The 23,539-nt window shown below is 67.0% G+C and carries 25 protein-coding genes; 8 read left to right on the forward strand and 17 right to left on the reverse strand.

The window, feature by feature from the left end; all coding sequences use genetic code 11:
* Window positions 1–100: 100 nt before the first annotated feature.
* The 4 genes from MUH00_RS18450 to MUH00_RS18465 are packed head-to-tail and all read right to left on the reverse strand — an operon-like array spanning window position 101 to window position 5,878.
* Complete coding sequence (locus MUH00_RS18450; protein ID WP_247001137.1) at window positions 101–1,141, reverse strand: cytochrome b/b6 domain-containing protein; 1,041 nt, start codon at window positions 1,139–1,141, stop codon at window positions 101–103.
* The gene (locus tag MUH00_RS18455; protein ID WP_247001140.1) at window positions 1,138–1,827 is read right to left on the reverse strand and encodes a hypothetical protein; all 690 of its coding nucleotides are present in this window, start codon (window positions 1,825–1,827) and stop codon (window positions 1,138–1,140) included. The genes MUH00_RS18450 and MUH00_RS18455 overlap by 4 nt, the downstream gene beginning before the upstream one ends.
* Window positions 1,824–2,486 carry a 4Fe-4S dicluster domain-containing protein gene (locus tag MUH00_RS18460; RefSeq protein ID WP_247004012.1) on the reverse strand — a complete coding sequence of 221 codons (663 nt, stop codon included), beginning with the start codon at window positions 2,484–2,486 and terminating at the stop codon, window positions 1,824–1,826. Before MUH00_RS18460 ends, MUH00_RS18455 begins: the two co-directional genes overlap by 4 nt.
* A 26-nt stretch (window positions 2,487–2,512) precedes the next feature.
* Window positions 2,513–5,878 (reverse strand): molybdopterin-dependent oxidoreductase, encoded by a 3,366-nt coding sequence (locus MUH00_RS18465; RefSeq protein WP_247001142.1) that lies wholly within the window; start codon window positions 5,876–5,878, stop codon window positions 2,513–2,515.
* 283 nt (window positions 5,879–6,161) lie between these two features.
* Here MUH00_RS18465 and MUH00_RS18470 point away from each other — a divergent pair, with 283 nt between their 5' ends.
* Window positions 6,162–8,345 (forward strand): hydrogenase iron-sulfur subunit, encoded by a 2,184-nt coding sequence (locus MUH00_RS18470; RefSeq protein ID WP_247001144.1) that lies wholly within the window; start codon window positions 6,162–6,164, stop codon window positions 8,343–8,345.
* A 70-nt stretch (window positions 8,346–8,415) separates the two neighbouring features.
* Entirely contained in the window at window positions 8,416–9,048 is a 633-nt protein-coding gene (locus MUH00_RS18475; protein ID WP_247001146.1) for a TorD/DmsD family molecular chaperone, read from the forward strand.
* 1 nt (window position 9,049) lies between these two features.
* On the opposite strand, the gene MUH00_RS18480 is transcribed toward MUH00_RS18475, so the two are convergent.
* From MUH00_RS18480 to MUH00_RS18500, 5 genes are all read right to left on the reverse strand, one after another.
* The gene (locus MUH00_RS18480) at window positions 9,050–9,292 is read right to left on the reverse strand and encodes a hypothetical protein (RefSeq protein WP_247001148.1); all 243 of its coding nucleotides are present in this window, start codon (window positions 9,290–9,292) and stop codon (window positions 9,050–9,052) included.
* A gap of 78 nt (window positions 9,293–9,370) precedes the next feature.
* Entirely contained in the window at window positions 9,371–9,724 is a 354-nt protein-coding gene (locus tag MUH00_RS18485) for a hypothetical protein (protein WP_247001150.1), read from the reverse strand.
* 175 nt (window positions 9,725–9,899) lie between these two features.
* Window positions 9,900–10,157 carry a hypothetical protein gene (locus MUH00_RS18490; RefSeq protein ID WP_247001152.1) on the reverse strand — a complete coding sequence of 86 codons (258 nt, stop codon included), beginning with the start codon at window positions 10,155–10,157 and terminating at the stop codon, window positions 9,900–9,902.
* A gap of 198 nt (window positions 10,158–10,355) precedes the next feature.
* Entirely contained in the window at window positions 10,356–11,189 is an 834-nt protein-coding gene (locus tag MUH00_RS18495; RefSeq protein ID WP_247001154.1) for a DUF7124 domain-containing protein, read from the reverse strand.
* Window positions 11,182–12,996, reverse strand: coding sequence for an aldehyde ferredoxin oxidoreductase family protein (locus MUH00_RS18500; protein WP_247001156.1), 1,815 nt, complete (start codon window positions 12,994–12,996; stop codon window positions 11,182–11,184). Before MUH00_RS18500 ends, MUH00_RS18495 begins: the two co-directional genes overlap by 8 nt.
* Before the next feature lie 213 nt (window positions 12,997–13,209).
* Between MUH00_RS18500 and MUH00_RS18505 the strand changes: the two genes are divergently transcribed.
* The 3 genes from MUH00_RS18505 (at window position 13,210) to MUH00_RS18515 (ending at window position 16,126) form a co-directional block, all read left to right on the forward strand.
* On the forward strand, window positions 13,210–13,608 hold the full coding sequence (locus MUH00_RS18505; protein ID WP_247001158.1) for a hypothetical protein: 399 nt from the start codon (window positions 13,210–13,212) through the stop codon (window positions 13,606–13,608).
* Between the two features lie 118 nt (window positions 13,609–13,726).
* Window positions 13,727–14,791: a zinc-dependent alcohol dehydrogenase family protein gene (locus tag MUH00_RS18510; RefSeq protein ID WP_247001160.1), complete on the forward strand. Its 1,065-nt coding sequence runs from the start codon at window positions 13,727–13,729 to the stop codon at window positions 14,789–14,791.
* Window positions 14,792–15,910: 1,119 nt separating this feature from the next.
* The gene (locus MUH00_RS18515) at window positions 15,911–16,126 is read left to right on the forward strand and encodes a hypothetical protein (protein WP_247001161.1); all 216 of its coding nucleotides are present in this window, start codon (window positions 15,911–15,913) and stop codon (window positions 16,124–16,126) included.
* A gap of 153 nt (window positions 16,127–16,279) precedes the next feature.
* Here MUH00_RS18515 and gvpM read toward each other — a convergent pair whose 3' ends face one another.
* From gvpM to MUH00_RS18555, 8 genes are all read right to left on the reverse strand, one after another.
* Window positions 16,280–16,627 carry a gas vesicle protein GvpM gene (gene gvpM / locus MUH00_RS18520; RefSeq protein WP_247001162.1) on the reverse strand — a complete coding sequence of 116 codons (348 nt, stop codon included), beginning with the start codon at window positions 16,625–16,627 and terminating at the stop codon, window positions 16,280–16,282.
* Complete coding sequence (gvpL, locus tag MUH00_RS18525) at window positions 16,624–17,625, reverse strand: gas vesicle protein GvpL (protein WP_425603024.1); 1,002 nt, start codon at window positions 17,623–17,625, stop codon at window positions 16,624–16,626. Before gvpL ends, gvpM begins: the two co-directional genes overlap by 4 nt.
* Entirely contained in the window at window positions 17,622–17,966 is a 345-nt protein-coding gene (locus tag MUH00_RS18530) for a gas vesicle protein K (RefSeq protein WP_321576080.1), read from the reverse strand. Before MUH00_RS18530 ends, gvpL begins: the two co-directional genes overlap by 4 nt.
* 1 nt (window position 17,967) lies before the next feature.
* On the reverse strand, window positions 17,968–18,564 hold the full coding sequence (gene gvpJ, locus MUH00_RS18535; RefSeq protein ID WP_425603025.1) for a gas vesicle protein GvpJ: 597 nt from the start codon (window positions 18,562–18,564) through the stop codon (window positions 17,968–17,970).
* Between the two features lie 119 nt (window positions 18,565–18,683).
* Window positions 18,684–19,631 carry a hypothetical protein gene (locus MUH00_RS18540; RefSeq protein ID WP_247001165.1) on the reverse strand — a complete coding sequence of 316 codons (948 nt, stop codon included), beginning with the start codon at window positions 19,629–19,631 and terminating at the stop codon, window positions 18,684–18,686.
* On the reverse strand, window positions 19,628–20,431 hold the full coding sequence (locus MUH00_RS23015) for an Hsp20/alpha crystallin family protein (protein WP_321576081.1): 804 nt from the start codon (window positions 20,429–20,431) through the stop codon (window positions 19,628–19,630). The genes MUH00_RS18540 and MUH00_RS23015 overlap by 4 nt, the downstream gene beginning before the upstream one ends.
* On the reverse strand, window positions 20,431–20,685 hold the full coding sequence (gene gvpF, locus MUH00_RS18550) for a gas vesicle protein GvpF (protein WP_247001166.1): 255 nt from the start codon (window positions 20,683–20,685) through the stop codon (window positions 20,431–20,433). The genes MUH00_RS23015 and gvpF overlap by 1 nt, the downstream gene beginning before the upstream one ends.
* Window positions 20,686–20,687: 2 nt before the next feature.
* Window positions 20,688–21,305 carry a GvpL/GvpF family gas vesicle protein gene (locus tag MUH00_RS18555; RefSeq protein ID WP_247001167.1) on the reverse strand — a complete coding sequence of 206 codons (618 nt, stop codon included), beginning with the start codon at window positions 21,303–21,305 and terminating at the stop codon, window positions 20,688–20,690.
* 315 nt (window positions 21,306–21,620) lie between these two features.
* Here MUH00_RS18555 and gvpA point away from each other — a divergent pair, with 315 nt between their 5' ends.
* Genes gvpA through gvpO form a run of 3 tightly spaced genes read left to right on the forward strand, consistent with a single transcriptional unit; the run spans window position 21,621 to window position 23,537 of the window.
* Window positions 21,621–21,908: a gas vesicle protein GvpA gene (gene gvpA / locus MUH00_RS18560; protein ID WP_247001169.1), complete on the forward strand. Its 288-nt coding sequence runs from the start codon at window positions 21,621–21,623 to the stop codon at window positions 21,906–21,908.
* A gap of 5 nt (window positions 21,909–21,913) precedes the next feature.
* Window positions 21,914–22,942, forward strand: a complete 1,029-nt coding sequence (gene gvpN / locus MUH00_RS18565; protein ID WP_247001171.1) for a gas vesicle protein GvpN — start codon at window positions 21,914–21,916, stop codon at window positions 22,940–22,942.
* Between the two features lie 49 nt (window positions 22,943–22,991).
* The gene (gvpO, locus tag MUH00_RS23020) at window positions 22,992–23,537 is read left to right on the forward strand and encodes a gas vesicle protein GvpO, halophile-type (RefSeq protein WP_321576082.1); all 546 of its coding nucleotides are present in this window, start codon (window positions 22,992–22,994) and stop codon (window positions 23,535–23,537) included.
* The last annotated feature ends 2 nt before the right edge of the window (window positions 23,538–23,539 follow it).

The following is a 23,539-nucleotide window of genomic DNA, read 5'->3' on the forward strand; positions in this document are numbered from 1 at the left end:
AACCCCCGACGCACCGGTTAGCGCTTCGACGCGAGCGATCGGTCGAGGGCGTCGACCGGCACCGGAAGTCCGACGATCGGCGAAACCGAGGATCGCGGGTTCACCCGTCGTCAGTGCCGCTCGTGCCGGGTTCGTCCCGGGAAGCCGGTTCGCCGCCGTCGGCGGCGGTCGTCCCGGTCGCGGCTCGCTCCCGACGCTGGCGCAGGTAGCGCGCCCGGAGCACGTTCCCGTACACCGAGAGCAACAGACCGAGGAGCAACACGAACATCCCGATGTTGATCCCGATCGTCCGCAGGACGCTGCCTTCGTTGAACGCCAGCGTCTCCGGGACGGGGTAGCCGCCGTAGTCGAGGCTGGCCACGAGCACGCTGACGATACCGACGACGACGAGCACGGCGACGACGTTTGTCGCCCAGCGCCACGATGGTCTGAGCCGAAGGCGTTCGATCCCCGTCGTCTCATACTCGTCCGGATTGCCGTGGAAGTTCGGCGTCTGGTCTTTCGGCAGGAACGCCTTCATCTCGATGGGGTAGAACGCGGGGTGGAACCCGTGCTCGAAGGTGTGAAACAGCACGCCCATCAGCATGATGACACCGAGCAGGCCGTGGAAGGCGACGAACGCCATCGCGACCGACTGGGAGTTATAGAAGTCGATCAGCCAGGTCTTGCGCCAGATGAGCAGCCCCGAGATCATCAGCAAGAGTAGTTCGACCGTGAAGATCCAGATGACGCCCTTCCCGACGTAGGAGAGCAGCGGCACCTCGTCGGCCTTGTAGCCCGCGAACTGCCGCGCGTTGGGGTGGCGCTCGTCGGCCCGCCCGAGCGCGAACTTGACGTCCTGGACGAACGCCGCCGCGTCCGCCCGAAGGTCCGGAAGTACCTCGCGGAAGTTCGATCGACTCGCCGATCGGATGAGCATGTAGGGCACCCAGAACCCGGTCAAGAGGATCAGCGCGAAGCCAGCGAGGCGGTGGATCGAGAGCACGCCCCGGTTGCCGCCCATCAGTTCGACCATCCACCACAGTTCGGTGTTGAACGCGATGGCGTAGCCGGTGAAAAAGAGAACGAACACCGTCAGCGCCAGCAGCGAGTGGAACATCGTGGTGACCCGCGAGAACTTGCCGTGATCGAGGTTCGTCACGACGGCTCACCCCCGCTACCGGAGCGATCGTCGGCTGGCTCTCGGTCGGACCGGTCGCGATCGAGGGGCCCACGGGTCCGTTCGCCGCCGTCCGTGGCGGCAGTCGTCTCCCCCGATCGCGTCGCCCGCTCCGGCGGTTGCATCCGGGCTGCGAGGCGACGGAACGCCGCCCAGTGAATGAACACCATCACGAGGATGAAGATCCCCATGACGACGTCGGCGAGGTGGACCAGCGCGATCGCCAGGTCGAGAAGCGGCCCCGTATTACCGACGACCCAGTCGGCGCCCACGCCGCCGCCCTCGACGGTCGGCCGAACGCGCAAGACGTTCTCGAAGAACGGGGCCCGGCCCGACACGAGCGCGATCGCGCCGACCGCGAGGACGAGCGCGATCAGGGCGCTGGTCCAGAACGCGACTCGATTCGAGCCGTCCTGAGTCTCCGTCTCGGCTTCGTTCGGTTGATCGGGGTCCGGAGCGCGTTCGTCGTCCGCACGCTCCTGTCGGCGATCGTCGCCGTATCCGCCGTCGATCTCTCCGTCGCGCGGGGCGTCCGGGGACGGATCGTCATCGCGACGATCGCCGGGCGCGTCGCGTTCGCGCGGTTCGTCTGCTGGCGAGTCGTCGTCCGGGGCCGTCGGCCCGTCGGCGCGATCGTCGGGGTCGTCCGGAGGTCGATCGTCGCTCATTGGTCTGGGTTGTAGTCCTGGAAGAGCTGGGCGTCTTCCTCGCCGAAGATTATCTCCATGGCCTGGTCGTTGAAGAACGAGCCGCTGCCGCGCTTCTCGAGTTCGTCCGAGATTTCCCCCGCGCTGCCGACGAGGATCGCATCGGTCGCGCACTCCTCGGCGCAGGCGGGTCCCTTGCCCGCTTCCTGGCGCGGGCGACAGCCGGTGCACTTGTCCATGATGCCGCCGGTGCCGAAGAGCTGGGCCGAGCCGTCGTTGCTGTCGGGGAACTGCGGCGCGCCGAACGGACAGCCCGAGAGGCAGTACTGGCAGCCGACGCAGAGGTCGTCTTGCACCGTCACGAACCCGTCCTCCTCCTTCTGGAGCGCGTTCGTCGGACAGACCGAGACGCACGGTGCGTTCTCGCAGTGGTAACACTGCATCGGCAGGCTCGTCTCGCCGGGATTCTCGCCGGCGATCAGCGGATCGACCTTGGCGGCGTTCTCCCCCTGCGGTCCCGCGATCCCCTCGGCCATGGTCGTGATGTCGATGCGCTGGTTCTGGATCTCGCGGTCCCAGGTGCGTTTGCAGGCGACGACGCAGCCCCCGCAGTCGATGCAGGCCTCGACGTCGGGGAAGATCCGCATCCCCTCGCCCGTGCTCATCACGCCCTGGCTCATCACGTCTCCGGATGGTCCTTCCTGTGTCACAGTTGCTCACCCCCGTTCATCATGTCCCACTCGCGGACGTCGTATCGCTTTTGCGTCCCGAGGCCGATCTCGTCCTGCGGGTAGTCGATGAACTCCATGTTCAGATCCTCGACCACCTGCTGGGTCGCCTTCTGCACGTGGACGACGCCCGATTTCGTCTCCTGCATCTGGGTCTCGGCGTCGAACCCGCTCGGCGTGATAATGTTCGCGCTCTCGCCGATCGCCAGCGGTTCCGTGCCGTCGGGCCAGTTGCCGGATCGATTTTCGCCGTGGAAGACGCCGCCCCAGTGATAGGGGAGAAAGACCTCCTCCTCGTTGACCCGGTTCGTCACCTTCGCCTTCACGAGGATCGATCCCTTGTCGGCCGAGGTGACGACCACGTGATCGTCGCCCCCGACGATATCGAGTTCCTCGGCGAGGCCGGGACTGATCTCGGCGTACATGTGCGGCTGGCGATCGGCGGTGTACTCGTTGTTCCGCGTCTCGGCGCCGCCGCCCTGGTGCTCGACCTGGCGGCCGGACGTGAGGATCACGGTCCGACCGTCCCCCTCGTCGCTGCCGAGTTGGGTGTGCACGGCCTCCGTCGCCCGCTGCTGGACGGTCGCGTTGTTCTGGTCGAGTCGCCAGAAGTTGACCTGTTCGCCGTTGGCCGGCCACTGCTCGGCGAGGTCCGGCCGCGGACTCTCGACGGGTTCTCGGTGGACCGGGACCGTGTCGAGGAAGTTCCAGACGACCGCGCGGGCCTGCCCCCGGCCGGTCGGCGGATCGGGCTGGGCGTAGTCGTACTCCTCGTAGGCGGCCGGATCGATATCGACCTCGTCGCCGTACTCCTCGACGAGCGCCTGGGCGGCGGTGTACACCGACTCCCCCTCGTCGAGGGCGTACTGGACGGGCAGCGTCTGCGTCGACGCGTTCGACGGATCGTCCGGGAGCATGGTCGAGTAGTTCGGGTACGACGGCACGCCGTTTACCTCCTGGTCGTCCCACCACGGCGCCTCGAACGACCCGGCGATCAGGGAGAGACCCTCCTCGCCTTGCTGCTCGTACGTCTGTTGGAGCGGATACTCCTTGTCGATGTTCAGTTCGTTCCACTCCTCCTGCGTCGGCGCCCGGACTCCCCAGTTCTCGCGGAAGTCGTGACCGCCGTCGCGCGGGTCGGCCTCCTTGGTCCAGATGATCGGCGAGCCGGGATGGTCGCCACCCCAGTAGGGCCACGGCAGCATCCAGTAGTCGCCGTCGACCGGCGTTCCGGTGTTTTCGGCCCGCAGATCCTCGGTGCTGAACGCCCAGTCGTACTCCGCGTGCTGCTGGAGCTTCTCGGGCGACTGCTGGTAGCCGATCGATCGCACCCCGAGGTTGATCTCGCGGAGGGCGTCCTCGTAGGTACTCCGCCCGTTGTAGATCTCGGGACCGGACCCCCAGTCGAAATGTTCGCCGAATCCCATGTGGTGGGCCAGTTCTTGCATGATCCGGAGATCCGGGCGGGAGTTGTGCGCCGGCGATCCGACGGCTTCGCTCCACTGGACCGATCGGTGCGAGTTCGTCACCGAGCGGACGTGCTCGTACTGGCTGGACGCCGGCAGCAGGAGGACGTTCGCGTCGTCGGGGAGCGTCCCGGCGACGGCGGGGAAGACGTCGACGACGACGAGCAGGTCGAGCGACTCCATCGCCTGCTTCATCTTGCCCATCTCGCTGATGGAGTTCGCCGAGTGCCCCCAGAAGAACGCCATCTTCAGCGGCTCGGGCTGGTAGAGGTTCGAATCGAGTAGTCGATTCTCCTGCTGGAGCGCGCCCTCGTACCACCGGGCGACGGTCATCCCGATCTGGAACATCATCGATCGCTGGCTGACGTCGTCGATCGGGGCCTCCTCCGCCAGCCCCTCGTCTTCGTCTTCGCCCGATCCTTCACCCTCTTCCTCGTTTCCCTGGCCGCCAGCGCTCTCCTCGCCTTCGCCTCCTTCACCCTCTTCTTGCTCCTCGACGTCGACGCCCGCACCGCCCGCCTCGACCTCGGCCGGCGTCTCCATCCCCTGCCACATGCCCTCCGGCATCATCTCGAACGTATCGTACAGCTCCTGGAACGACGTGCTCCCGCTGGTCCACGGGCTCCGGTCCCAGACGTCCGCCCAGTGCTCCCACGATCCCGGCGAGTCGACGCCGTAGTAGCCCGGCAGAATGCTCGCGTCCACGCCGAGGTCCGTCGCGCCCTGCACGTTCGCGTGCCCGCGCATGACCTGCAGGCCGCCGCCCGATCGGGCCGCGCTCCCCGTCGCCAGACTGAACAGCGCGTACGAGCGGATGTTCTGCGTCCCGTTGTTGTGCTGGGTGCCGCCCATCGCCCACTCGACCTGGATCTGGGGCGCATTTTCGACGATCAGGTCGCCGATTTCCTCCAGTTGTTCGACGTCGAGCCAGGTGATGTCCGAGACCGTCTCCAGGTCGTACTGGTCGAGTTCCGCTTCGGCGTCGGGCCAGCCCATCACGCGATCGCCGAGGAACTCGTCGTTGAGTCCGTCCTGCTCCCGGACGTAGTTGAGCAGCCCCATGACCAGCGCGACGTCCGTCCCCGGCCGCAGCCGGTAGAAGTAGTCGGCGTGGGCCGACGTCTTCGTGTACCGGGGATCGATCGAGACGATCGTCCCGCCGCGGGCCTGTCCCTCCAAGATGTGCTGCATCGCGATCGGATGGGACTCCGCCGGGTTCTGCCCGAGGATGATGAGCAGGTCGAAGTTGCGATAGTCGTTGATCGTGTTCGTCATCGCGCCGAAGCCCCACGTGTTGGCGAGGCCGGTCACGGTCGGCGAGTGGCAGATCCGCGCCTGGTGGTCGACGTTGTTCGTGCCCATGAACGCAGCCAGCTTTCGGATGGCATAGGCCTCCTCGTTGGCGTGGTGGGCGCTTCCCAGCAGCATGACGCTCTCGCGGCTGTACTCGTCGATCGTCTGCTCCCAGGTGTCGGCGATCTCCCGGTAGGCCTCGTTCCAGGTGACCTTCTGCCACTCGCCGTCGACCTTGCGCATCGGGTGCTTGAGCCGCTTCGGCGAGTGCTCCGTCTCGAGGATCCCGGCGCCCTTCGAACAGAGCGAGCCGTTGTTGATCGGATTCTCGAACCACGGCTCCATCGCGGTAAAGGAGTTGCCCTCCTTGACCGCCTTGAAGCCGCAGCCGACGGCGCAGTAGTTGCAGATGACCTTCGACGTGTCGGCGTCGTCGTGAACGCCGTCGGTCTCCTCGTCTTCGTCCTGGCCGAGCACGTGTCCGGCGACGCCCCCGCCGAGGAACAGCCCGCCGGCGAGCGCGCTCGCCTTCATGAACGATCGCCGATCGAGGTCGATCGTCACCGGCTCCGCGTCCGCGCTCATGACGGCGGACCTCCCGCGCGTTCACCTGTCCACACCCGTGATGTCCCCACGGTGACATCAACTAATACGGTGGTAGTGTTACCCACTCGCATGGCGGCAACTTCCCCGCTGACCCTCATCAATATTTGCTTCGAACATTTCGCGGAAAATTATCTCTCGACTAGGGGAGTAGCTAGCAAAGTAACACTGTGTTAGTCATGTATGATTAATTCCTTTGACCTGGAGTGATATTCACCACTTCCTGACGCAACGCTATTGTCGTGCCACGGTATAGCACGATGGGATGAAGGTCGGGAGTTTCGTGTGTTCGTGCGCCGACACGTGCGACATCGACCTGGAGGGGGCCAGGGAGGGGATCGACGACGTCGACGTCGCGGCGAGTTCGAGTCTGCTCTGTCAGGACGGCCTCCCCGCGATGGAACAGGTGATCGAGGAGTTCGACCTCGATCAGTTGATCGTCACCTGCCCGGAGAGCGGAGCACAGCGGAAGCTCAGACGAGTCGCCGAACAACAGGGGCTGCGTCCGGACGCGGTCTCGTTCGTCGATCAGCGCGAGCGCGCCGGCTGGGTCCACGACGAGGCCGGCGCCACGGCCAAGACGGCTCGAATGGTCAACGCTCGGTACGCGGGACTGGAGGCCGAATCGATCGGGAGATCGATCTCTCGGGAGGCCGGCGACGAGGTCGCGGTCGTGGCCGATCCCGAGACCGCCGCGGCGCTGGCCGACGACGCCGACGTCACCCTGATCGCAGATGGGGAAGAGTACGTCGACGCGGCCGCCAACCTCGACGACGTGACGATCGAACGCGGACGGGTCGTCGACGTGGAGGGGCGCTACGGCGACTTTACCGTCCGCCTGGCGTCCCGCGTCACCGAGGACTGCATCTCCTGTATGAAGTGCGTCCACGAGGGTCCGGACGGACAGGTCACACGCTACCCCGTCGACATCGATCCCGAGGCGCCCGACGGTGGGTGGACCGACGTCTGTCCCACTGACGCGATCGAGCTGAACGGCACCCGGCGCAGCCTCGAGTTCGACCAGATCGTCTACCCGGCCGCCGATCGCCGGACCCGCGGCGGCCGGATCGGGTTCTACACCGCGCCGATCGACGCGTCGACGATCTCGGCCGTCAGGAAGCACCTCGGCGGGATCGAGAAGCCCGACCACCTCGACCTCGAGATGGACGTCTGCGCGGCCGGCGACTCCAGCCAGATGGGCTGTAACGAGTGCGTCGAGGCCTGTCCCCACGACGCGGTGGAACGATCGCGGATCGACGAGGTCGAGTTCGACAAAGCGGCCTGCCAGAACTGCGGGGCCTGTACGAGTTCCTGCCCGACGGGCGCGACGATGCTCCGCGAACCGTCGAACGAGCGCCTCGCCCGCGAGGTCGAGGCGCTCCTGGTGCCGGCCGACGGGGAGGGCGGCTGGCTCCTCGATCGATCGGGGTCCGACCTCGATCCGGCGATCGTGGCCTTCGTCTGCTCCGAGCGGGCCGACGACGCGCTCGCCGAGTACGGCCGGCTTTCGGCCGCGGGCAAGGCCGAGGTCGAGTACCCGCCGATCCTCCCGGTGCGCGTGAACTGCACCGACACCGTCGGCGAGGCCCACGCGATGCACGCGCTCGCCTGCGGCGCCGACGGCGTCGCGATCGTCGGCTGCGGCGGCGACTGCCTGCACTCCGGGCCGGACCCGAAGGCGGACCTCGTCGATCGGCTCAACCGCGCGACCGCGAACCTTGGCCTCGGCGAACGCGTCGGCTTCTTCGCGCCCGATCCGGCCGACCACGAGGCGTTCGTCGAAGAGATCACGACCTTCGCCGGCGATCTCCCCGAATCGCCGATTCCCGCCGGCGGACACGAGGCGACGGGCGGGATCGACAGCGCGGAACCACGTTCCGCGAACAGCCGGACTGCGTCCGGCGACGCCGATCGGGACAATCCGCCGTTCGACAGTCACGGCTGGACCTTGGAGAGCGTGCGGGCGATCCTCGACCACGTCGACCCCGATCGGGAGGTGATCCGCGGCCTGAAGGACTTCGGCCGGATGGAGGTCGGCGACGGCTGTACGTTCACGCCGACGTGCTCGAACCTCTGTCCGACCGACGCGATCCGTCGAAACGAGGAGACCGCGACGCTGGAGTTCAACCACGAGCGCTGCGTCAACTGCGGCCTCTGCGAGGAGGGCTGCGTCGAGGACGTCATCACGATGCGCGACGGCCTCGACCTGTCCCTGCTCCCGGAGAACCGCGACGGCAAAGATTCCGTCTGGACCGAGGTGTTCGAGGGCTCGATGCTCGAGTGCCGACACTGCGGCACGCCGTTTACGAGCGAGCAATCGGCGCAGAAGATTCAGGAGGAAGTCGGCGAGGTCGTGGCCGGTATCGCGCCGAGCGCGTCCGGGAGCATCTTCGAGTACTGTAACGACTGTCGCGCGCAACTGCTGTACGACAGGGGTGGGAGTCGATGAACGACGATCGACGGCGAGAGCCGACGAACGGCGGCGCAACAGCGTGTCGGCTACGAGGGGGTGAGCACCGATGAGCGTCGACCAGGAGGCGCTGTACGACGCCCGGCTCGAACTGGTGAACTTCCTGATCGACGCGCTCGCGGACGTGCCGACGGCGGAGTTCGTCGAGGCCCTGCTCGACGGCGCGGTCAGGTTCCCCGACGAGAGCGTCGACGATCGCCTCGATCGGGGCTTCGAGCGGCTCGCGGCGTTCATCGAGGAGAACGAGGACCGCGACCCGGCCGCCGTGCAGGACGAACTCGAGCGGGAGTTTACACGGCTGTTCGTCGGGCCGCGCCCGCGGATCATGGCCCACGAAACCTACTATCGGGAGGACACCGACTTCCGGGGCTCTGGGCTGGCTCGGATCGAGGCCAGCTACGGGGCCGCCGGCTGGTCCCCGCCGGAGGCGTATCCCGAGGAGAACGATTACGTCGCGGTCGAACTCGCCTTCCTCCGCTATCTGATCGAGCGTCAGCGCGACGGCTACGAGGAGACGTTCGGCTACCAGCGGGTCTTCCACGAGGAGCACCTCTCCGAGTGGATCGACGAGTTCGCCGCGGACGTCCGCGAGACCGCCGACGTCCGGTTCTACGAGGGCGTCGCCGACGTGCTGGAGGGGGTCGTCGCCTTCGAGGAAGAGATCGCGATGCAGATGGCCTGAGTTACCGATCGAGGACGTCCCGGGCTTCCTCCTCCACCGCGCCCGCGACGTCCTCGACGTCGTCCGCCGCCTCGTCGACGTCGTCTTCCGCGTCGTCGACGAACGGTTCGAGGACCTCGTCGCTGAACGAGACGTCCCCATCCACTTCGCCGTCGTTGATGTCGTGGGGCGCCGTGTGCGTCCAGACCTCCTTGTCCCGTTTCGTGTCCATTCCGGGGTCCGGCCGCCAGCCCGTGTGCGTCATAGTTCCGTGTGCATCGATGGCACGGAAATAGGTTTGTGGCGATCGGCGGGACTGTTCAGAAGTTCGATCAGCCTCGGCTCACCGACCCGGGCGCGGATCGTCGGACCACTCTGGACCCGACCCACCCTCGTCCTCGAGAAACGCCCGCGCGAACAGCTCGACGTGCATCTCGAGGATCTCGTCGGGGTCGAGCCCGTACGCGTCCGCCTGTCGCTCGAGGAACGCCTCGAGATCGTCGCTCGGTTCGTGGCGGATCGTGTCGCCGTCGACCTCGAACTCGACCTCGGTCGCGCCGGCGATCAGGTGTTCGATCTCGAGCAGCGCCTGCTCGGCTTTCGTCTTGAGCGCCGACTCCTCGTCCAGCAGTCGGTTGTCGCCCCAGTCGGCGGCGGCCTCGCGGAACCGATCGCTGACGGTGATCGACAGCGTCACGCCGACCACACCTCCCCCTCGAACGCGAGCGTCCAGAGGGTGCGTTCCTCGCAGGTCAGACAGGGGCGATACGACGCCCCTGAATCGGGTTGACAGAGTCGATCTACCGTGCCGCAGCGGGTACATTCGTAGTACATCGAAATGAAGTGAAATGCGGTGAAACGCGGTCGAGGGACTATTCGGGCGGCCACTCCTCCGGCGTCGGGTCGGGCTCCCCGAGCGCGCCGAACACAGCGAGGATCAGGACGAGAAACGCCGTCAGTACGAGCAGCCCCATCACGCCGCCAAAGCCGTGTTGTCCGACCCAGTCGCCGATCGCGGGACTTTTCATCTGCGTGACCACGTTGAGGCCGATCAGGAGCGTCCACACGGCGGCGAACAGCAGGCCGAACGTGACGATCGGGTTGTGATCGATCGCGGTTCGAATGCCCATACCCGTGCGAACGCGAGCCACGATAAAAACTTCCCACGTTACCCGTTTCGGTACCCGAAATTCGCGAGCTCCGATGGGTTCGCCGTTCGGGAACGGTACCGCATCCGATCGGCGCTGGACGCAGAGTAACCGCGGGCTATCGGCGACCGAGTTCCGGTCACGATCGGCCGACTGCCCCCGCGGGCGCATAACCGCCGATTACTCCGGCTCGGGATCGGATTCCGACGGAGATGGTGCCGATTCATCGTCTGCCGCGAGGCTCCAGCCGGCCTTCGCGGCGGCCTTGGACAGCGGCACGAACTCCCACCCGGCCGCCTCGGCGATCGGTTCGTCCGCCCCTTCGCAGCCGACGACGACCGTTCGATCGGCGTAGAACATCGAGTTGCGATCGATCTGGGCGAGTCGCTCGCCAGGGTCGGTCCCCGTCCCGTTAAAGAAGTCGGCGTCGATCCCGCGCTCCCGCTGGAACTTCCCGATCACGTGGACCGGCACGTCGCCGACGATGCCGATCCAGTCGGCCCACGCCGACCCGGCGAAGACGCGTTCGGGGTGTTCGAGCCGGCGGGCCGCACCGTACGTGAACGCCATCGTCATGTCGTCGGCGCCGTCTCCGTGCGGACCCGACGCGTCGGCTCCCATCGGTCGCGGCGTCGACTGCGCGGTGTTCGATTGATCGTCCGACGCCGGTGACGCGGTGGTTGCGTTTCCTCCGTCCGATCCGTCCACGGGGATCCCGGCGGGCGTGCGATTGCCCGTTTTGGGAACGTGCGGCGCCGGCGCGCTCGCGGGATCGCCGCTCGCGTTCGATCCGCCGCCCGCCTCGTCGTCGATCGATTCGCTCTCGTCTTCGTCACCCGGGTCCGATCGCGATCGGGTCCGATCGTCCGCTCGGGCACTCCGTCCGGGGGGATCGGGTTCGGCATCCGGATCGGCGTCGCCGTCGTCGCGCCACAGCCAGTCTCCGTAGTTGGCCCGCGGTTCGTTCTCGTCCTCGGCCGCATCGAGTTCGTCGAGATCGATTCGTTCAGTCATCGTCGGTCACCTCCGCGCTCGCGTCGCGATCGCTCGACGGCGCCCCCGGAACCGGGGTTTCGTCGTCGACGACCGACGTCAGTCCGAGCCGGCGAACCGTCTCTCGCGTCGGCCGGCCGTTTCGGTCCCAGCCCCGGTACCGGTAGTACCGATCGAGCAGCGATCGGAACTCGGCCGGATCGATCGCGTTCCCGTCGCCGGGTTCGTCGCGCGGTTCGAGCAGCGCGTCGGGGAGACCGTCGTCGGATCGGTCGAACCCTTCGCGGACGTTGAACAGTCGGACGAGGGTCCAGATCCGCTCGCCAACCGTCGCGAGGGCCTCGCGATCGTACTCGCGACCGACGGCGGCGAGCCATTCCGCGCCGAGATCGTCCAGCGCCTCGCCGACGAAATCGTCCGCGATCAGGCTCCAGCGGACGGCGCGGCGGTTCTGCTCGCCGACGACGGCCGCGACTCGCGCGCGATCGGTGGGCCAGCCGCGACCGACGGCCTCCGATTCGACCGGCCGGGCGCGGCGGTGACACGCGCCGCGATCGCTGGTCGCGTAGGCGAGCGCCATCGTCTCCGCGCCGCGGGGGTCGTACGACGAGAGGTCCATCCCCTTGACCGTCGGGATCAACCCGGAACCGCCGAACTCGGCCGCCGTCGCGTCGATTCCGTCGGCGAGCGCGTCACCGAGGGGCGTCTCACGGGTCGCGATCTCCCGGATCAGGTCGCGCGCCGCCTCGTAGTCGCCGAACGCGAGGTCGCGATCGATCAGGCCCTCCTCGCTCGCGCGGACGGCCCAGGCGACGGCATTCCCCGCGGTGATGACGTCGAGCGCGAGTCGATCGCAGACGGCGCCGAGTGCGGCGACGGCGTCGAAGTCGTCGATCCCCAATCCCGCGCCGAGAACGATCGGCGTCGCGCCGCGCGGGACGCTCTCGCCCTCCTCGCTGTCGACGCGGAAGCCGCCGGGTACGGCGTCGTCCTCGCGTTCGCGCTCCCGCGCGTGCTCGCGAACCGCCTCGATCCCGATCTCGTCCGCGCCGTCGAACTGTCCCTCCTGCCAGCCGCGGGTCGGCAGGACGCCGACCTCGTTCGCGAAGTCGATCGTCTCCGCGGTCTCGCTCGCGCCCTGCCAGCGGCCGGTCTCGCTCTCCGCGAATCGTCGTTCGTACCGCTTTCGGAGAGCCGCGTGTTCGCGGCCGTCCGGCGGGTCGCCGCGCACGACGACCGCCTTGAGGCGTTTCGATCCCATCACGGCTCCGGCGCCGCCTCGCCCGGCGTGGTGGTCGCCGCCGTCGGAGGCGATCGTCGCGTACTGGACGCCGCGTTCTCCGGCGGGGCCGATACAGGCGACCGCGGCGTCGGGGAACGCCTCGGCGGTCGCTTCAGCGTCGCGTCCCCACAGGTCGTCGGCGGGTTCGATCGTCGCCTCGCCGCCGTCGATCGAGAGCGCGATCGGGTCGTCCGCCCGCCCGGTCACCAGCACTCCGAGGTGGGTCCCGAGCGACCCGGCGAGGCGGGCGGGAAAGGAGCCGCCGCCGTAGGAGTCCAGAAAGGCGCCGGTCAGCGGCGACTTCGTGATCGCCGCGTACCGCGCCTCGCCGGGTATCTCCCCGGACACCGGCCCGAGCGCGAAGAGGAGGACGTTCTCGGGTGCGAGCGGATCCGTCCCAGCGTCCAGTTCCTCGTAGAGGTACCTGGCGCCGAGCCCCTTCCCCCCGACGTACGCCTCGAGCCACGCCTCCGGAATCCGCTCGCTGGTGACGGTCCGGGTCGTGCAGTCGACTCGGAGGAGGCGCGGCGGTTCGTCCCGTGCCATCTCGTAGCACGTACGCGACCGTCGACCGTTAAGATTTACCCGAACTCGTCGAATCCACGCGGACTGTCTGCCGTAGTTGACGTCCGGTATATTGTCACAGTGTCGGAAACCAACCGATCGGCGAGATTTCTGCGACCGAACACGATCCCGAAGGTGTGACTGTTCGGCAGCGTTCGAAAAACGCCCTTGCGTGTCCGTCGCTAGCACTATCGCATGCGAATGGAACTCCGGGTCTGCAAACACTGTTACGACGGGACCCACGGGAACGAGGAGAAGACGTCTGTCACGCGGGACATGGTCGAGTGTGCGGAGGTCGTCCGCGAGTACAAGGACCTGATCGGGCTCGATTCGATCTACATCTCGAAGGTCGAAGAAGGGGACGTCGGCGGCGCTGAGGCGCTCTCAGCGATCGTCGCCCGGATCGAAAACGACCAGGTGACCCTCGCGGACACGCAACTCGTCATGGAAGACGGGAACGGGAATCTGCTCGTCTACCCCGAACCCGAGGACGTACTCGAGGTGCTGACGCGGAACATCGACCAGATCAACGATCAGACGCGACAGGACGTCACCGTCGAACTCTCCCGGGAGAGTTCCGCGCTCCTCGTCTGATCGGGTCCAGGGATCCCGATCGAACGCCGCACGGCGAGATCGATCCGCGGCCGAGACGTCGCGAGTGCATTGCGGTCACCTGTCACACTTTTGTATTCGCTGTCTGAATGGAGTACGTATGCGTGCTGCCGTACTCGAAGACTACGGGGAACTACTCGAAATCGCGAACGTCGACTACCCGGAGCCGGAGCCGGATCAGGTCGTCGTCGAAACGGAAGCCTGCGGGATCTGCCGCAGCGACTGGCACGCGTGGCAGGGCGACTGGGGCTGGGTCGGCGCGCAGGCGCCCCCGGGGCAGATCCTCGGCCACGAACCCGCCGGGGTCGTCGCCGCCGTCGGCGAGGACGTCGAAACGCTTAGGGAGGGCGATCGGGTGACGGTCCCCTTCCACCTCGGCGACGGGACCTGTTCGCACTGTCGCGAGGGCCGGGCCAACAACTGCGAGACGGTCATCCCGCTCGGGTTCACGGGCATCGCGCCGGGCGCGTTCGCGGAGGCGTTCCCCGTTCGGGAGGCCGACTACAACTGCGTGAAACTCCCCGACGACGTCGAGTTCGCTGAGATGGCCGGCCTCGGTTGCCGGTTCATGACAGCCTACCACGCCCTGGCCGATCGGGCGGACCTCCGCCCCGGTGACTGGGTCGCGATCCACGGCTGCGGCGGCGTCGGCCTCTCGGCCGTCCACATCGCCGCCGCCCTCGGCGCCCACCCGATCGCGGTCGACGTTCGCGAGGACAAACTCGATCGCGCGACCGAACTCGGCGCCGTCGAGACGGTCAACGTCACCGAGGTCGAGAACCCGTCCCAGCAGGTGAAAGCGATCTCCGGCGGCGGAGCGGACGTTTCGATCGACGCCCTCGGCATCGCAGAGACGTGCCGGAACTCGGTCGGCAGCCTCGGGACGCGGGGCACCCACGTGCAGGTCGGCCTGACGTCCGGCGAAGAGCAAGGACAGGTCGAACTCCCCGTCGACGCGATGACGATGCAGGAACTCGACTTCCGCGGCTCGTTCGGGATGCCGCTGGTTCGGTACGAGGAACTGTTCGACCTGATCGCACAGGGAACGCTCGATCCGGGGAAGATCATCGGCGAAACGCTCTCGCTCGACGAACTGCCCGAGACGCTGGCCTCGATGGACGACTACGAGACGATCGGCATCCCGGTGGTCACGGAGTTCGCCTGATCGAACGGGCGGTTTTCGTCCGGCACTGCCACGATCGAATACACCACGAAAGCCTGGCGTTCAGCGGAAGCGAGGCTTCCGCGATGCTCGGGAGAGCTTTGCTCTCCCGTCGGCATCCAGTCGAAGGACTCGCTGCGCGCGTTCTCTCCGCGTTCGCGGGACCTTCGGTCCCGCGCGGGTCACGTGCTTGTGTCGTCCGTCTTCCCGGATGCCAGCAACCCCTTTCAGTCCCACCCGCGGTTGCCTGACCGGCCGGCCGGCACGGATGGGACTTTCGTGGTGGTCTACTCGTCGAAAAACACCTCACGATAGTCTCTGAATCTGACCAAACGTACCACTGAGAACGGTGGAAACCGGGCGGGGGCGGGAGCCCGCCCTGGCATGAGAGACATGAGCGTACTCGAAGCGGGGGCGAGTCCACTTCCGAGCGATCCGGGCACGAACGCACGCAATCGGCTGGTCAGCGCGTCGTTGTCTGGGCCAAGCGCGTACCCGGCGGGGCGTTCTAACCCCGCACGTGGGCCAACGAGCGACCCCCCATTTGTTATCCGGCCACTTGGACGGCGGTAGCGGCACCGATCCGTACGCAGGACCTCGCTACGCCGCCGGTAGCGGCGGCCTGCGAAATCGTCGGATCGATCGGAGCGCCCGTAACCGACACCTAAATGCGCTCCTTGCAGATTCCGGCCCCGATCGGCAACTCGTCGGCGAACACCGACTCCGTCGAACCGACCGACGGCGCCCCGAACTGGTTGCGCGACGGTTCCGGTGGTCGGAACCGTCGCGCGCTGCTGACCCGATCGGAGTTCATTCGATCCCAAACCGGCGAACGGTGGTCCGTCGATCGGGTCGTCGATTCCTCGGTACCGGGCGGGCAAGTCGTCGTTATCCGGCGGTGAAGCGGCCGTTACGCGGCGACCGATCTTCAATCTGCAACCCGTTATGCGGTTATTAGGCACCGATTACGGCCCCTCGATCGGCCCGCCATGGTGTGTGAGTTTGTAGCACGCTCTCTGGCGGCCGAGGAGCCGATCGTTCGGCCCGGAACCCGACGATAATCACCGCCCACCTCCGGTTACAAGCCGGATAACTACAACCGGATACGGCGATACATCGAGTATGATCACCTGCGCTAACTGCGAGACCCCGCAGTTCCTGCAGATCACCCAGAGCCGCGTCTACTTCGAGGACGGGGAGATGATCAACGAGATCTCCGAGACCTACGAGTGTACGCTGTGTGAGGGGACCGGCCAGTACGTCTACGACGAGGACCGCGACGAAGCCACCGTCTCCGGCGACGTCGAACTCACGAAGGAACGCCCGAAGCAAGCGTGACCGCCCGCCCTCGTTTCGGGGGCGACGGACGGAAACGATCGCCGAACCGCCTCGCTCGATCCACTGACGACCGTCTGTGATCGAACGACGGCTCCCGTTCGCCGGCTACACGTGCCGTCGATCGAATCCGAACGATCGACGGTGCAGGTTCGTTCATTCCTCTTCTCGATTCGTCTCGTCGTCGTCCGTTTCGTAGTCCGCATCGCCGTTTCGGTGACCGACGGTGAGCCGATCGAGCGATTCCACGGCGGGATGATCGTCGTCCGGCTCGGCCTCGGACCGAGAGCGGGCGATCGCGCGGTGTCGTCGTCTCGCGTCCCACTCCTCGAAGACCCCGTACTCGTTCATTGTCTCCATCCCGGCGATCAGCGCCGTGAGTTTGATCCCGACGAGAGGGATCTCCGCGATCGAGACGATCACGTCGGCGCGAACGACGACGCCGTCTCGAAGCAGCACGTCGATGACGTCGACGAACGTTTCGTCGTCCTTTCGCGGTCTCATCGCTGTGCAGTTCCGTCGTCGCCGTTTCCGAAGCCGTCGCTCCCGGCTCCGCTCTCGTCCGTCTCTGCCCCGCCGAGTTCCGGCGCGAAGGTGTAGGGCGGCCACGGGCCCGTAAAGCGGACTTCCAGTCCTGGGACGGCCGCAACTTCGTCGAGGATCGATCCGACCGCCTCCTCGTCGTTCTCGTGAGCGAGGACGGTCAGCCGACAGACCGTTTCGCCGTCGGCCGCCTCGTCCCCGACGCTCGGCGACGCGTCCTCGGACTCGCCGTCCGTCTGCCCTCCCATCGCCTCCGAAAGCGACGCGCGCGGCGATCGGTCGAGCGCGTGGACCTCGCGAACGACGTCGTCGAGTCGAGACTCGAGGTCCGCGGTCAGGGACTCGCGGCGGGCGCGCCGGAGTTCGCGCACGCGCTCGTCGTACTTCTTCTCGAGGAGGTAGGCCGTTCCCTCTCCGGATTCGTCGATGCGCTCGTCGAGGTCCTGCAGTCGCTCATCGCGGTCGACCAGTTCCGCCTCGGAGAGCGGATCGGTTTCGACGACTTCGACGCGGTACTCCCAGTGACCCGCGAGTTCCGAGAGCGTGCGATCGATCGGCTCGTACTCCTCGCGAAGCCACTCCCGGAGCCCCTCGTCGCCGCCGCGGAGGATCGTATCGAACTGGAAGGGGATCGGCGTCCCGAATTCGTTGCCGGCCTCGTCGACGACCGTCTGGTGTCGAACGAGCCACCGCTTGACCTGCAGCAGGTCCGAGGTATCGTAGAGCCCGTCGCAGGCGTGGACGACGGCGCCGATTCCGTCGACCGAGATCACCGAGACGGTCTCGTCGTCGACGCCGGTCGTCTCGAAATCCGCCCCCTCGTCGGCCCGGACGAGACAGTAGAGGTACCGCCCCTCGTCGATCTCGGGGACGTCGCCGGCCCGCTGTTGGTCCCGATCGACCCGCCGCTCGTCATCCCGATCGGGCTCGGACAGCGTCTCCGGCTCGTCAGAACTCACCGCTCGTCACCTCCGAACACCGAGTAGCCGGGCTGTCGGTGGGTCTCGGGATCCTCGTCGAGTCGCTCGATCGCGTCGTTGACCAAGCCGTCCAGATCCCCGCGGAGGTCGTCGACCCCCTCTTCGATCCCCTCGTCCTGTTTGAGCTGTTCGATCTCGGCCTCGATCCTCGCGAGTTGCGCGCCGAGGCGTTCGATCTCCTCGTCGTGGAGCCGCCCGGAGTCCATCCGGCGGACGGCCTCGCGCTCCAGGGCGTCGAGCAGGATCTCGACGACGGTCACGACAAGGGTGACCAGCCCCTGTCGCGCGTCCTCGCCGTCGCCGACGTCGATCGTCGCCACGTCAGGACCCCTCCGATTCGGGGGCGGATTCCGCTTCGCTCGCGTCCTCACCACTCGCATCGTCGGCGTCCGCCGTCTCTCCCTCGCCGTCTCCGTCGGCCGCCCCGTCTCCTCCCTCGGAGTCGGTACTGAGCAGATCGAACCCGCCGCTGGTCGGTCGCTCGGGGTCGGGGCGCTTCCCGACCCGATCGGTCACGCGGTCCTCCTCGTACGACGCGTCCCCGTCGCTGCTCTCGCCGCCGTCGCTTTCGCGGTCGCCGTCACCTTCACCCTCGTCTCCGGGGTTCGGCGTCACGTTGACGCCGCGGGTGGCATCGATCGGCGGCTTCGGCCGCTCCATCTCCGCGAGTTCGGGTTCGTCGACCGCGGCGGCGAGCCGTTTCATGTCCGTCCCCTCGGGGAACTCGAGGCCGTACTTCGCCGCGGTCTCGAACGAGGCGATGGCGGCCCGAACCTGTACGCCGAGCAGTTGCGTGTCGCCGATCGAGACCGCGATGTCGGCGTTGATGACGATCCCTTTGTCCAGCAGCATTTCGATGACCTCGGCGAGGTCGCTCTGCTGGCGGCTCGGCTGGAAGTCATGCGGCACGGGACTCACCTCGGATCGTCCCGCGGCCGGCCGAATCGATCGTCGTCCGTCGGCGGATCGGGCCGACCGCCGTCTCGCGGCGGGTCGGTTCTCGTGTCGATCGGTTCTCGTGTCGGTCGGACGGTGGGTCAGTCATCATCGGTATCCTCCTTTCGTTTCCGTCGTTCGATCTCGAATCGACGGCCGTAGATCCGCCTGCGGCTCGGCGCCGTCGAGAGTTTCACTTGCTGCGGAACCGTCGCGTGCCGGGTGCCGCCGCCGAGGTCGCGACGATCGCTCTGGATCGTCGATACCGCCGTCGGATTCCGGGAACTCGGGCGGCGGTCCAGATCGCGCATCTTCTGGCGGTTGATCTCGTACAGCCGCTCGAACTTCGCGTTGACCTCCAGGAGCGCCTCGCGGAAGGCGTCGAGGCCTTTCATCGCCTGCTCCTGGATGAACACCTGGTACGCCTCCGGATCCTCGGCGACGTCGGGTTTCCCGAGCGCCTCTTTGGCGCCCTCGACCGGGTCCATGTCGGAATCGACCCACTCGTCGCCGTCGATCAGCCCCTCGTCGTCCTCGTCGCCGCCGAGCAGTCCGCCGTCTTCGTCGGCGAGGTCGGACACGGCGTCTTCGATCATCCCGGCATCCTCGCCGTCGCCGAGGGCGTCCATCGCGTCGTCGAGTTCGCGCGTCTCCTCCCAGACGTCGGTCAGATCGGTCGCGTCCCAGGCGTCCAACAGATCGATCGCGTCGACCAGCTGTCGGAGCTTCACGACGTCGCCCTCCTCGTCGTCGGCGAGGGCGTCGGGGATCTCGCCGAGTTCGATCGCGTCGACGAGTTCGCCCGCGTCGATCGCCTCGGGGAGCTCCGAGAGATCGATCGCGTCGACGAGTTCCGCGACCTCCTGAAGGACGGTCGCGAGCGCGTCGACGTCCCCGACGATCGCCTCGATTTCGTCTTCCGCGAGTTCGTCGATCGCCTCGATTCCACCGAGGCGCTCTTCGAGCCGACCGAGGCGCTCGGTGGCGTCTTCGAGCAGCGTCTCGAACGATTCGTCCTCCGAATCGGTACTCTGTTCGGCGTCACTCATCGGTCGGCCTCCGGGGTGAGACGGACGGTCAGGATCCCGTTCTTGATCGTCGCCGTCGCCGTCGGTTCCCGCCACGGGACCTCGATCCGATCGAGTTCGGTCCCCGAGACGGCGACGACGAGCGTCGAGTCGTCGAAACCGACGGTGACCGCCTCCGGATCGACGCCGGTGACGTCCGCGGTGACCAGCAATTCGCCCTCGTTCTGTCGCGACGTCACGTGGTGATCGCTCGGCGGATCGCCCCGACGTCGTCGCGTTCGCGATCGGTCGTCGCTCGAGTCGTCGAACCGGTTAGACTCGGGTCGCGGGGAGTCGGAGTCGTCTGACGAGTCCAGCGGGGTGCCGATCGAGATGTCGTAGTCAACGATCGCCCGATCGCTGCGGTGGCGGCCGGACGCGGACGACGACGAACTCCCCTCCAGCCGTTCGAGCGCCGCGAGCAGGCTCGAGAGCCAATGGTCGTCGTCCCGATCACCGTCCGACGGGGGCGTGCCGGGTCGGGTATGCGGATGCGGGTCGCGCCGCGGCGCGCGTCGACTGTCGGCCGCGTTCTCGTCCCGATCGGGGAGATCGGGGCGATCGGGAGCCGCTCCGTCCTCGTCACGATCGCCGTCCCGATCGTCGATCGAGGGGCCGTTGGACGCCGCGTCGTCCGTTTCACCGTCCGCCGTCGCGTCTCGGTCCGCCGCGCGGTCGTCCGCCGGATCGCTCGACTCGGCGTCAGTCGACTTCGCCGACTCGTCCGCGTCGGGATGGTCGTCCTCCTCGATCCGATCGTCGTGGCTGTCGTCGTCGGTCATTATTTTTTCACCTCCACGCGGCCGCTCGCGAGCTGCTCGTGAATCTCTCGCGCGATCTCGATCTCCTCTTCGAGTTCTTCCTTGCGCCGCCGATACTCCTCCTCGGAGCGGTCGCCGATTTCGTACAGCAACTGGTTCTCCTTGAGGTCGTCCTCGAGCGCCTCGATGTCGTACAGCTCGTCGAGCGCCATCGTGTGGAGCGTGTCCACGATGCCGACGATCGGTCGGAACAGGAGGTCGTCGAGGACGAACATCGTTATCCCTGCGCCCCGATTTTCACGTCGACGAAGCTATACGGCGCGAACGGCCCCGTGTATCGGAACGTGAGGTCGTCGTGCTCCTCCTCGAGGCTCGCGACCGCCTCGTCGAACGCCTCGCGGTCGTCCCGATCGACGAGGTACGACCGGTTGAGCACGAGTCGATTACTGAAAAGGCCGTTCGCGACGGACTGTGCTGCGATCGGTTCGAGTTCGTCCGCGACGGCCTCCTCGATCGCCTCCTGATCGACGTCGTCATCCTCGTCGCGGACGACCTTGACCCCGAGTTCGATCCGGCCGTCGACGTCGTTCAGCGCCCGTCGAAACGCGGGTCGGGCGCCGCGAAGGACGTTCTTGAGCGTCCGATCGCTCTCGAAGGCCATCCCGAACTGCATGGGGACGATCGATTGGCCGTCGTCCATGATCTCCCGGAGGACGTCGTCGTGTCGTCGGGCGTCCTCGTCGGTCTGCTCGGGTTCGGTGGTGTCGATGTCCGAGACGACGGCTCCGAGTCGGCGGTGCGAGATCGTGTACACCTGCTCTGCACCTGCGACGGCCTCCGTCTCGAACGAGACGTCGTCGCCGTCGACGATGCCGTAGACGTATCTGTTACTCATCGGACACCTCCGCCTCGGTCGGCGGTAACGATCGATAGGGGGTGGTCGTCGGGATCATGATCGGCGATATCGCCGCAAGCGGTCGGCTAACTCGTCGTCCGTGCTTTGCAGTCGCGCGTGGTCATCGTACTGCTTGCAATGGCAGCGCGATCGACCTCTCTCGGTCGATCGCATCGTCGTGTGCGGCTCGGTCACGTCGTCGTACCCTCGCGGAACCCTTCAGTAGGCAGCCGGTAACGCCGCTGGACGCACCGGGCACTTGCAAACGCAGCGCGAGTCGTGTTACGCCGCGGTAGTCAACGACGGCACGTAGCTATGGCACAACCACAACGAAGACCCGACTCCTCGAGTCTCGCGGAGGTACTGGACCGCATTCTCGACAAGGGTGTCGTCATCGACGTCTGGGCGCGGATCTCGGTCGTCGGGATCGAGTTGCTGACGATCGAGGCGCGCGTCGTCGTCGCGTCCGTCGACACGTTCCTCCACTACGCGGAGGAGATCGCCAAGATCGAGCAAGCCACCGCGGAGGGCGACCTCGAGGAACTCGAGGAACTCGAGGTCGAACAGCGACCCGAATCGTCACCGAAATCCGCGACCGAATAACCAGCATGGCCGACGACTCGTCTTCCCGCGAGCGCAAGGTCCGCGGTCGGAAGATCAGACGCGATCGCGCCGAGAAGGAGGGTCGGCGAGCGAAGAAGGAACTCGCGCGGAAAGCCGCGACGGTGGGCGAGCGAACCGACGACAGCTCGCTGTCCGATCCCGAGGCGATCGCGCCGGAGCCGTTCGCCGAAACCAACGCCGTCGTCACCCTTCGCGATCGAATCATGAACTGGCTCGACGCGGATCAGCCGGTTCACTTGATCGGGCCGACTGGCTGCGGGAAGACGGCGCTCGCGCTCTCGGCGGCCGCCGAACGCGGCCGTCCGGTCGTCTGGCTCAACGGTGACGAGGCGATCGACACCGCAGCGCTCGTCGGCGCCCACGCCGGCGGGGAACGGTACGAGGAGCACGATCGGTTCGTCAGCGGCGTCGACAAGAAGACCCAGATCGTCCGCCAGCGATGGGTCGACAACCCCCTCTCGGTCGCGGTTCGGGAGGGCGCGACGCTCGTCTACAACGAGTTCTCGCGCAGCGACCCGGCGGCGCACAACGTCCTGCTCTCGGTGCTCGAGGAAGGCGTCCTCGAGCGACCGGGCAAACGCGGCGAGGATCGGACGATCGACGTCCACCCCGAGTTCCGCGTGATCCTCACCTCGAACGACGTCGAGTACGCGGGCGTCCACGAGCAACAGGACGCGCTGCTCGATCGGTTCGTCGGCGTCCACGTCGACTTCTACGACGAGGAGACGGAGCGCGAGATCGTCGCCGCGCACGTCGACCTCTCCGACGAGGAGATCGCGACGATCGTCGCGAAAACGCGCGCGCTGCGCGAGGAACTCGACATGGTCGTCGGCACCCGCGCGGCGATCACCGCCGCCAAGGGCGCGGCCGTCTTCGACGGCGACTCCGGAACCGGCGAGTTCGACGACGACGTGCTCGCGGACGTCTTCACCGACGTCCTCGCGCCGAAGATCGCCGGCGAGGGGCCGGAAGACGTCGCGGAACTCCGATCGACGATCGCCGAGACGATCTGAATTCGATCCGAGACCAGCACCGCACGCACACCGAGATTCGACACAATCCATGGCCGAAGCCGACACACAGCAAGCGGATCAGTGCAAGGCGCTCACCGAGAGCGGCGAGCGCTGCTCGCGGCCAGCCCAGGACGACGGGTTTTGCTACCAGCATGACGAGAGTGATCCAACCGTGAGCGACAGCCAGGCCGCCGAACAGGAAGCAGAAGAGTCGGACGAACAAGCCGAGCAGGAAGCCGGATCGGGCGCTCCCCAGTCGACGGAGATGGTTGACGAGGAGGCGACCGATCCCGGCAGCGTCGACGCCGACGCCGACACCGATCACGACGAGATCGAGGGTGTCCTCGCGATTCGCCAGACCGTCCGGTCGACGGCGGGCCAGCTCATCGGCCGGGAGTTCGACGCGGTCAGCGAGATCGCGCCGACCGACGACGGCTGGCGCGCGGTCGTCGAAGTCGTCGAACGCCGATCGGTCCCCGACACCCAGGACATCCTCGGCCGGTACGAGATCGAGCTCGACGAAAACGGAACCGTCCACGGCTACCGCCGACTCGATCGCTACCGGCGCGGCGACACGGCGGCCTTCGAGGGCTGAGT

Source organism: Halosolutus gelatinilyticus (genome assembly GCF_023028105.1).
Lineage (GTDB): Archaea > Halobacteriota > Halobacteria > Halobacteriales > Natrialbaceae > Halosolutus > Halosolutus gelatinilyticus.

Excerpts from the sequence above, each read along its gene's own strand:
- MUH00_RS18455 (WP_247001140.1), bottom strand. The coding sequence starts at position 1,827 with ATGAGCGACGATCGACCTCCGGACGACCCCGACGATCGCGCCGACGGG.
- MUH00_RS18460 (WP_247004012.1), bottom strand. The coding sequence starts at position 2,486 with ATGAGCCAGGGCGTGATGAGCACGGGCGAGGGGATGCGGATCTTCCCC.
- MUH00_RS18465 (WP_247001142.1), bottom strand. The coding sequence starts at position 5,878 with ATGAGCGCGGACGCGGAGCCGGTGACGATCGACCTCGATCGGCGATCG.
- MUH00_RS18470 (WP_247001144.1), top strand. The coding sequence starts at position 6,162 with ATGAAGGTCGGGAGTTTCGTGTGTTCGTGCGCCGACACGTGCGACATC.
- MUH00_RS18475 (WP_247001146.1), top strand. The coding sequence starts at position 8,416 with ATGAGCGTCGACCAGGAGGCGCTGTACGACGCCCGGCTCGAACTGGTG.
- MUH00_RS18480 (WP_247001148.1), bottom strand. The coding sequence starts at position 9,292 with ATGACGCACACGGGCTGGCGGCCGGACCCCGGAATGGACACGAAACGG.
- MUH00_RS18490 (WP_247001152.1), bottom strand. The coding sequence starts at position 10,157 with ATGGGCATTCGAACCGCGATCGATCACAACCCGATCGTCACGTTCGGC.
- MUH00_RS18495 (WP_247001154.1), bottom strand. The coding sequence starts at position 11,189 with ATGACTGAACGAATCGATCTCGACGAACTCGATGCGGCCGAGGACGAG.
- MUH00_RS18500 (WP_247001156.1), bottom strand. The coding sequence starts at position 12,996 with ATGGCACGGGACGAACCGCCGCGCCTCCTCCGAGTCGACTGCACGACC.
- MUH00_RS18505 (WP_247001158.1), top strand. The coding sequence starts at position 13,210 with ATGCGAATGGAACTCCGGGTCTGCAAACACTGTTACGACGGGACCCAC.
- MUH00_RS18510 (WP_247001160.1), top strand. The coding sequence starts at position 13,727 with ATGCGTGCTGCCGTACTCGAAGACTACGGGGAACTACTCGAAATCGCG.
- MUH00_RS18515 (WP_247001161.1), top strand. The coding sequence starts at position 15,911 with ATGATCACCTGCGCTAACTGCGAGACCCCGCAGTTCCTGCAGATCACC.
- gvpM (WP_247001162.1), bottom strand. The coding sequence starts at position 16,627 with ATGAGACCGCGAAAGGACGACGAAACGTTCGTCGACGTCATCGACGTG.
- MUH00_RS18540 (WP_247001165.1), bottom strand. The coding sequence starts at position 19,631 with ATGAGTGACGCCGAACAGAGTACCGATTCGGAGGACGAATCGTTCGAG.
- MUH00_RS23015 (WP_321576081.1), bottom strand. The coding sequence starts at position 20,431 with ATGACCGACGACGACAGCCACGACGATCGGATCGAGGAGGACGACCAT.
- gvpF (WP_247001166.1), bottom strand. The coding sequence starts at position 20,685 with ATGTTCGTCCTCGACGACCTCCTGTTCCGACCGATCGTCGGCATCGTG.
- MUH00_RS18555 (WP_247001167.1), bottom strand. The coding sequence starts at position 21,305 with ATGAGTAACAGATACGTCTACGGCATCGTCGACGGCGACGACGTCTCG.
- gvpA (WP_247001169.1), top strand. The coding sequence starts at position 21,621 with ATGGCACAACCACAACGAAGACCCGACTCCTCGAGTCTCGCGGAGGTA.
- gvpN (WP_247001171.1), top strand. The coding sequence starts at position 21,914 with ATGGCCGACGACTCGTCTTCCCGCGAGCGCAAGGTCCGCGGTCGGAAG.
- gvpO (WP_321576082.1), top strand. The coding sequence starts at position 22,992 with ATGGCCGAAGCCGACACACAGCAAGCGGATCAGTGCAAGGCGCTCACC.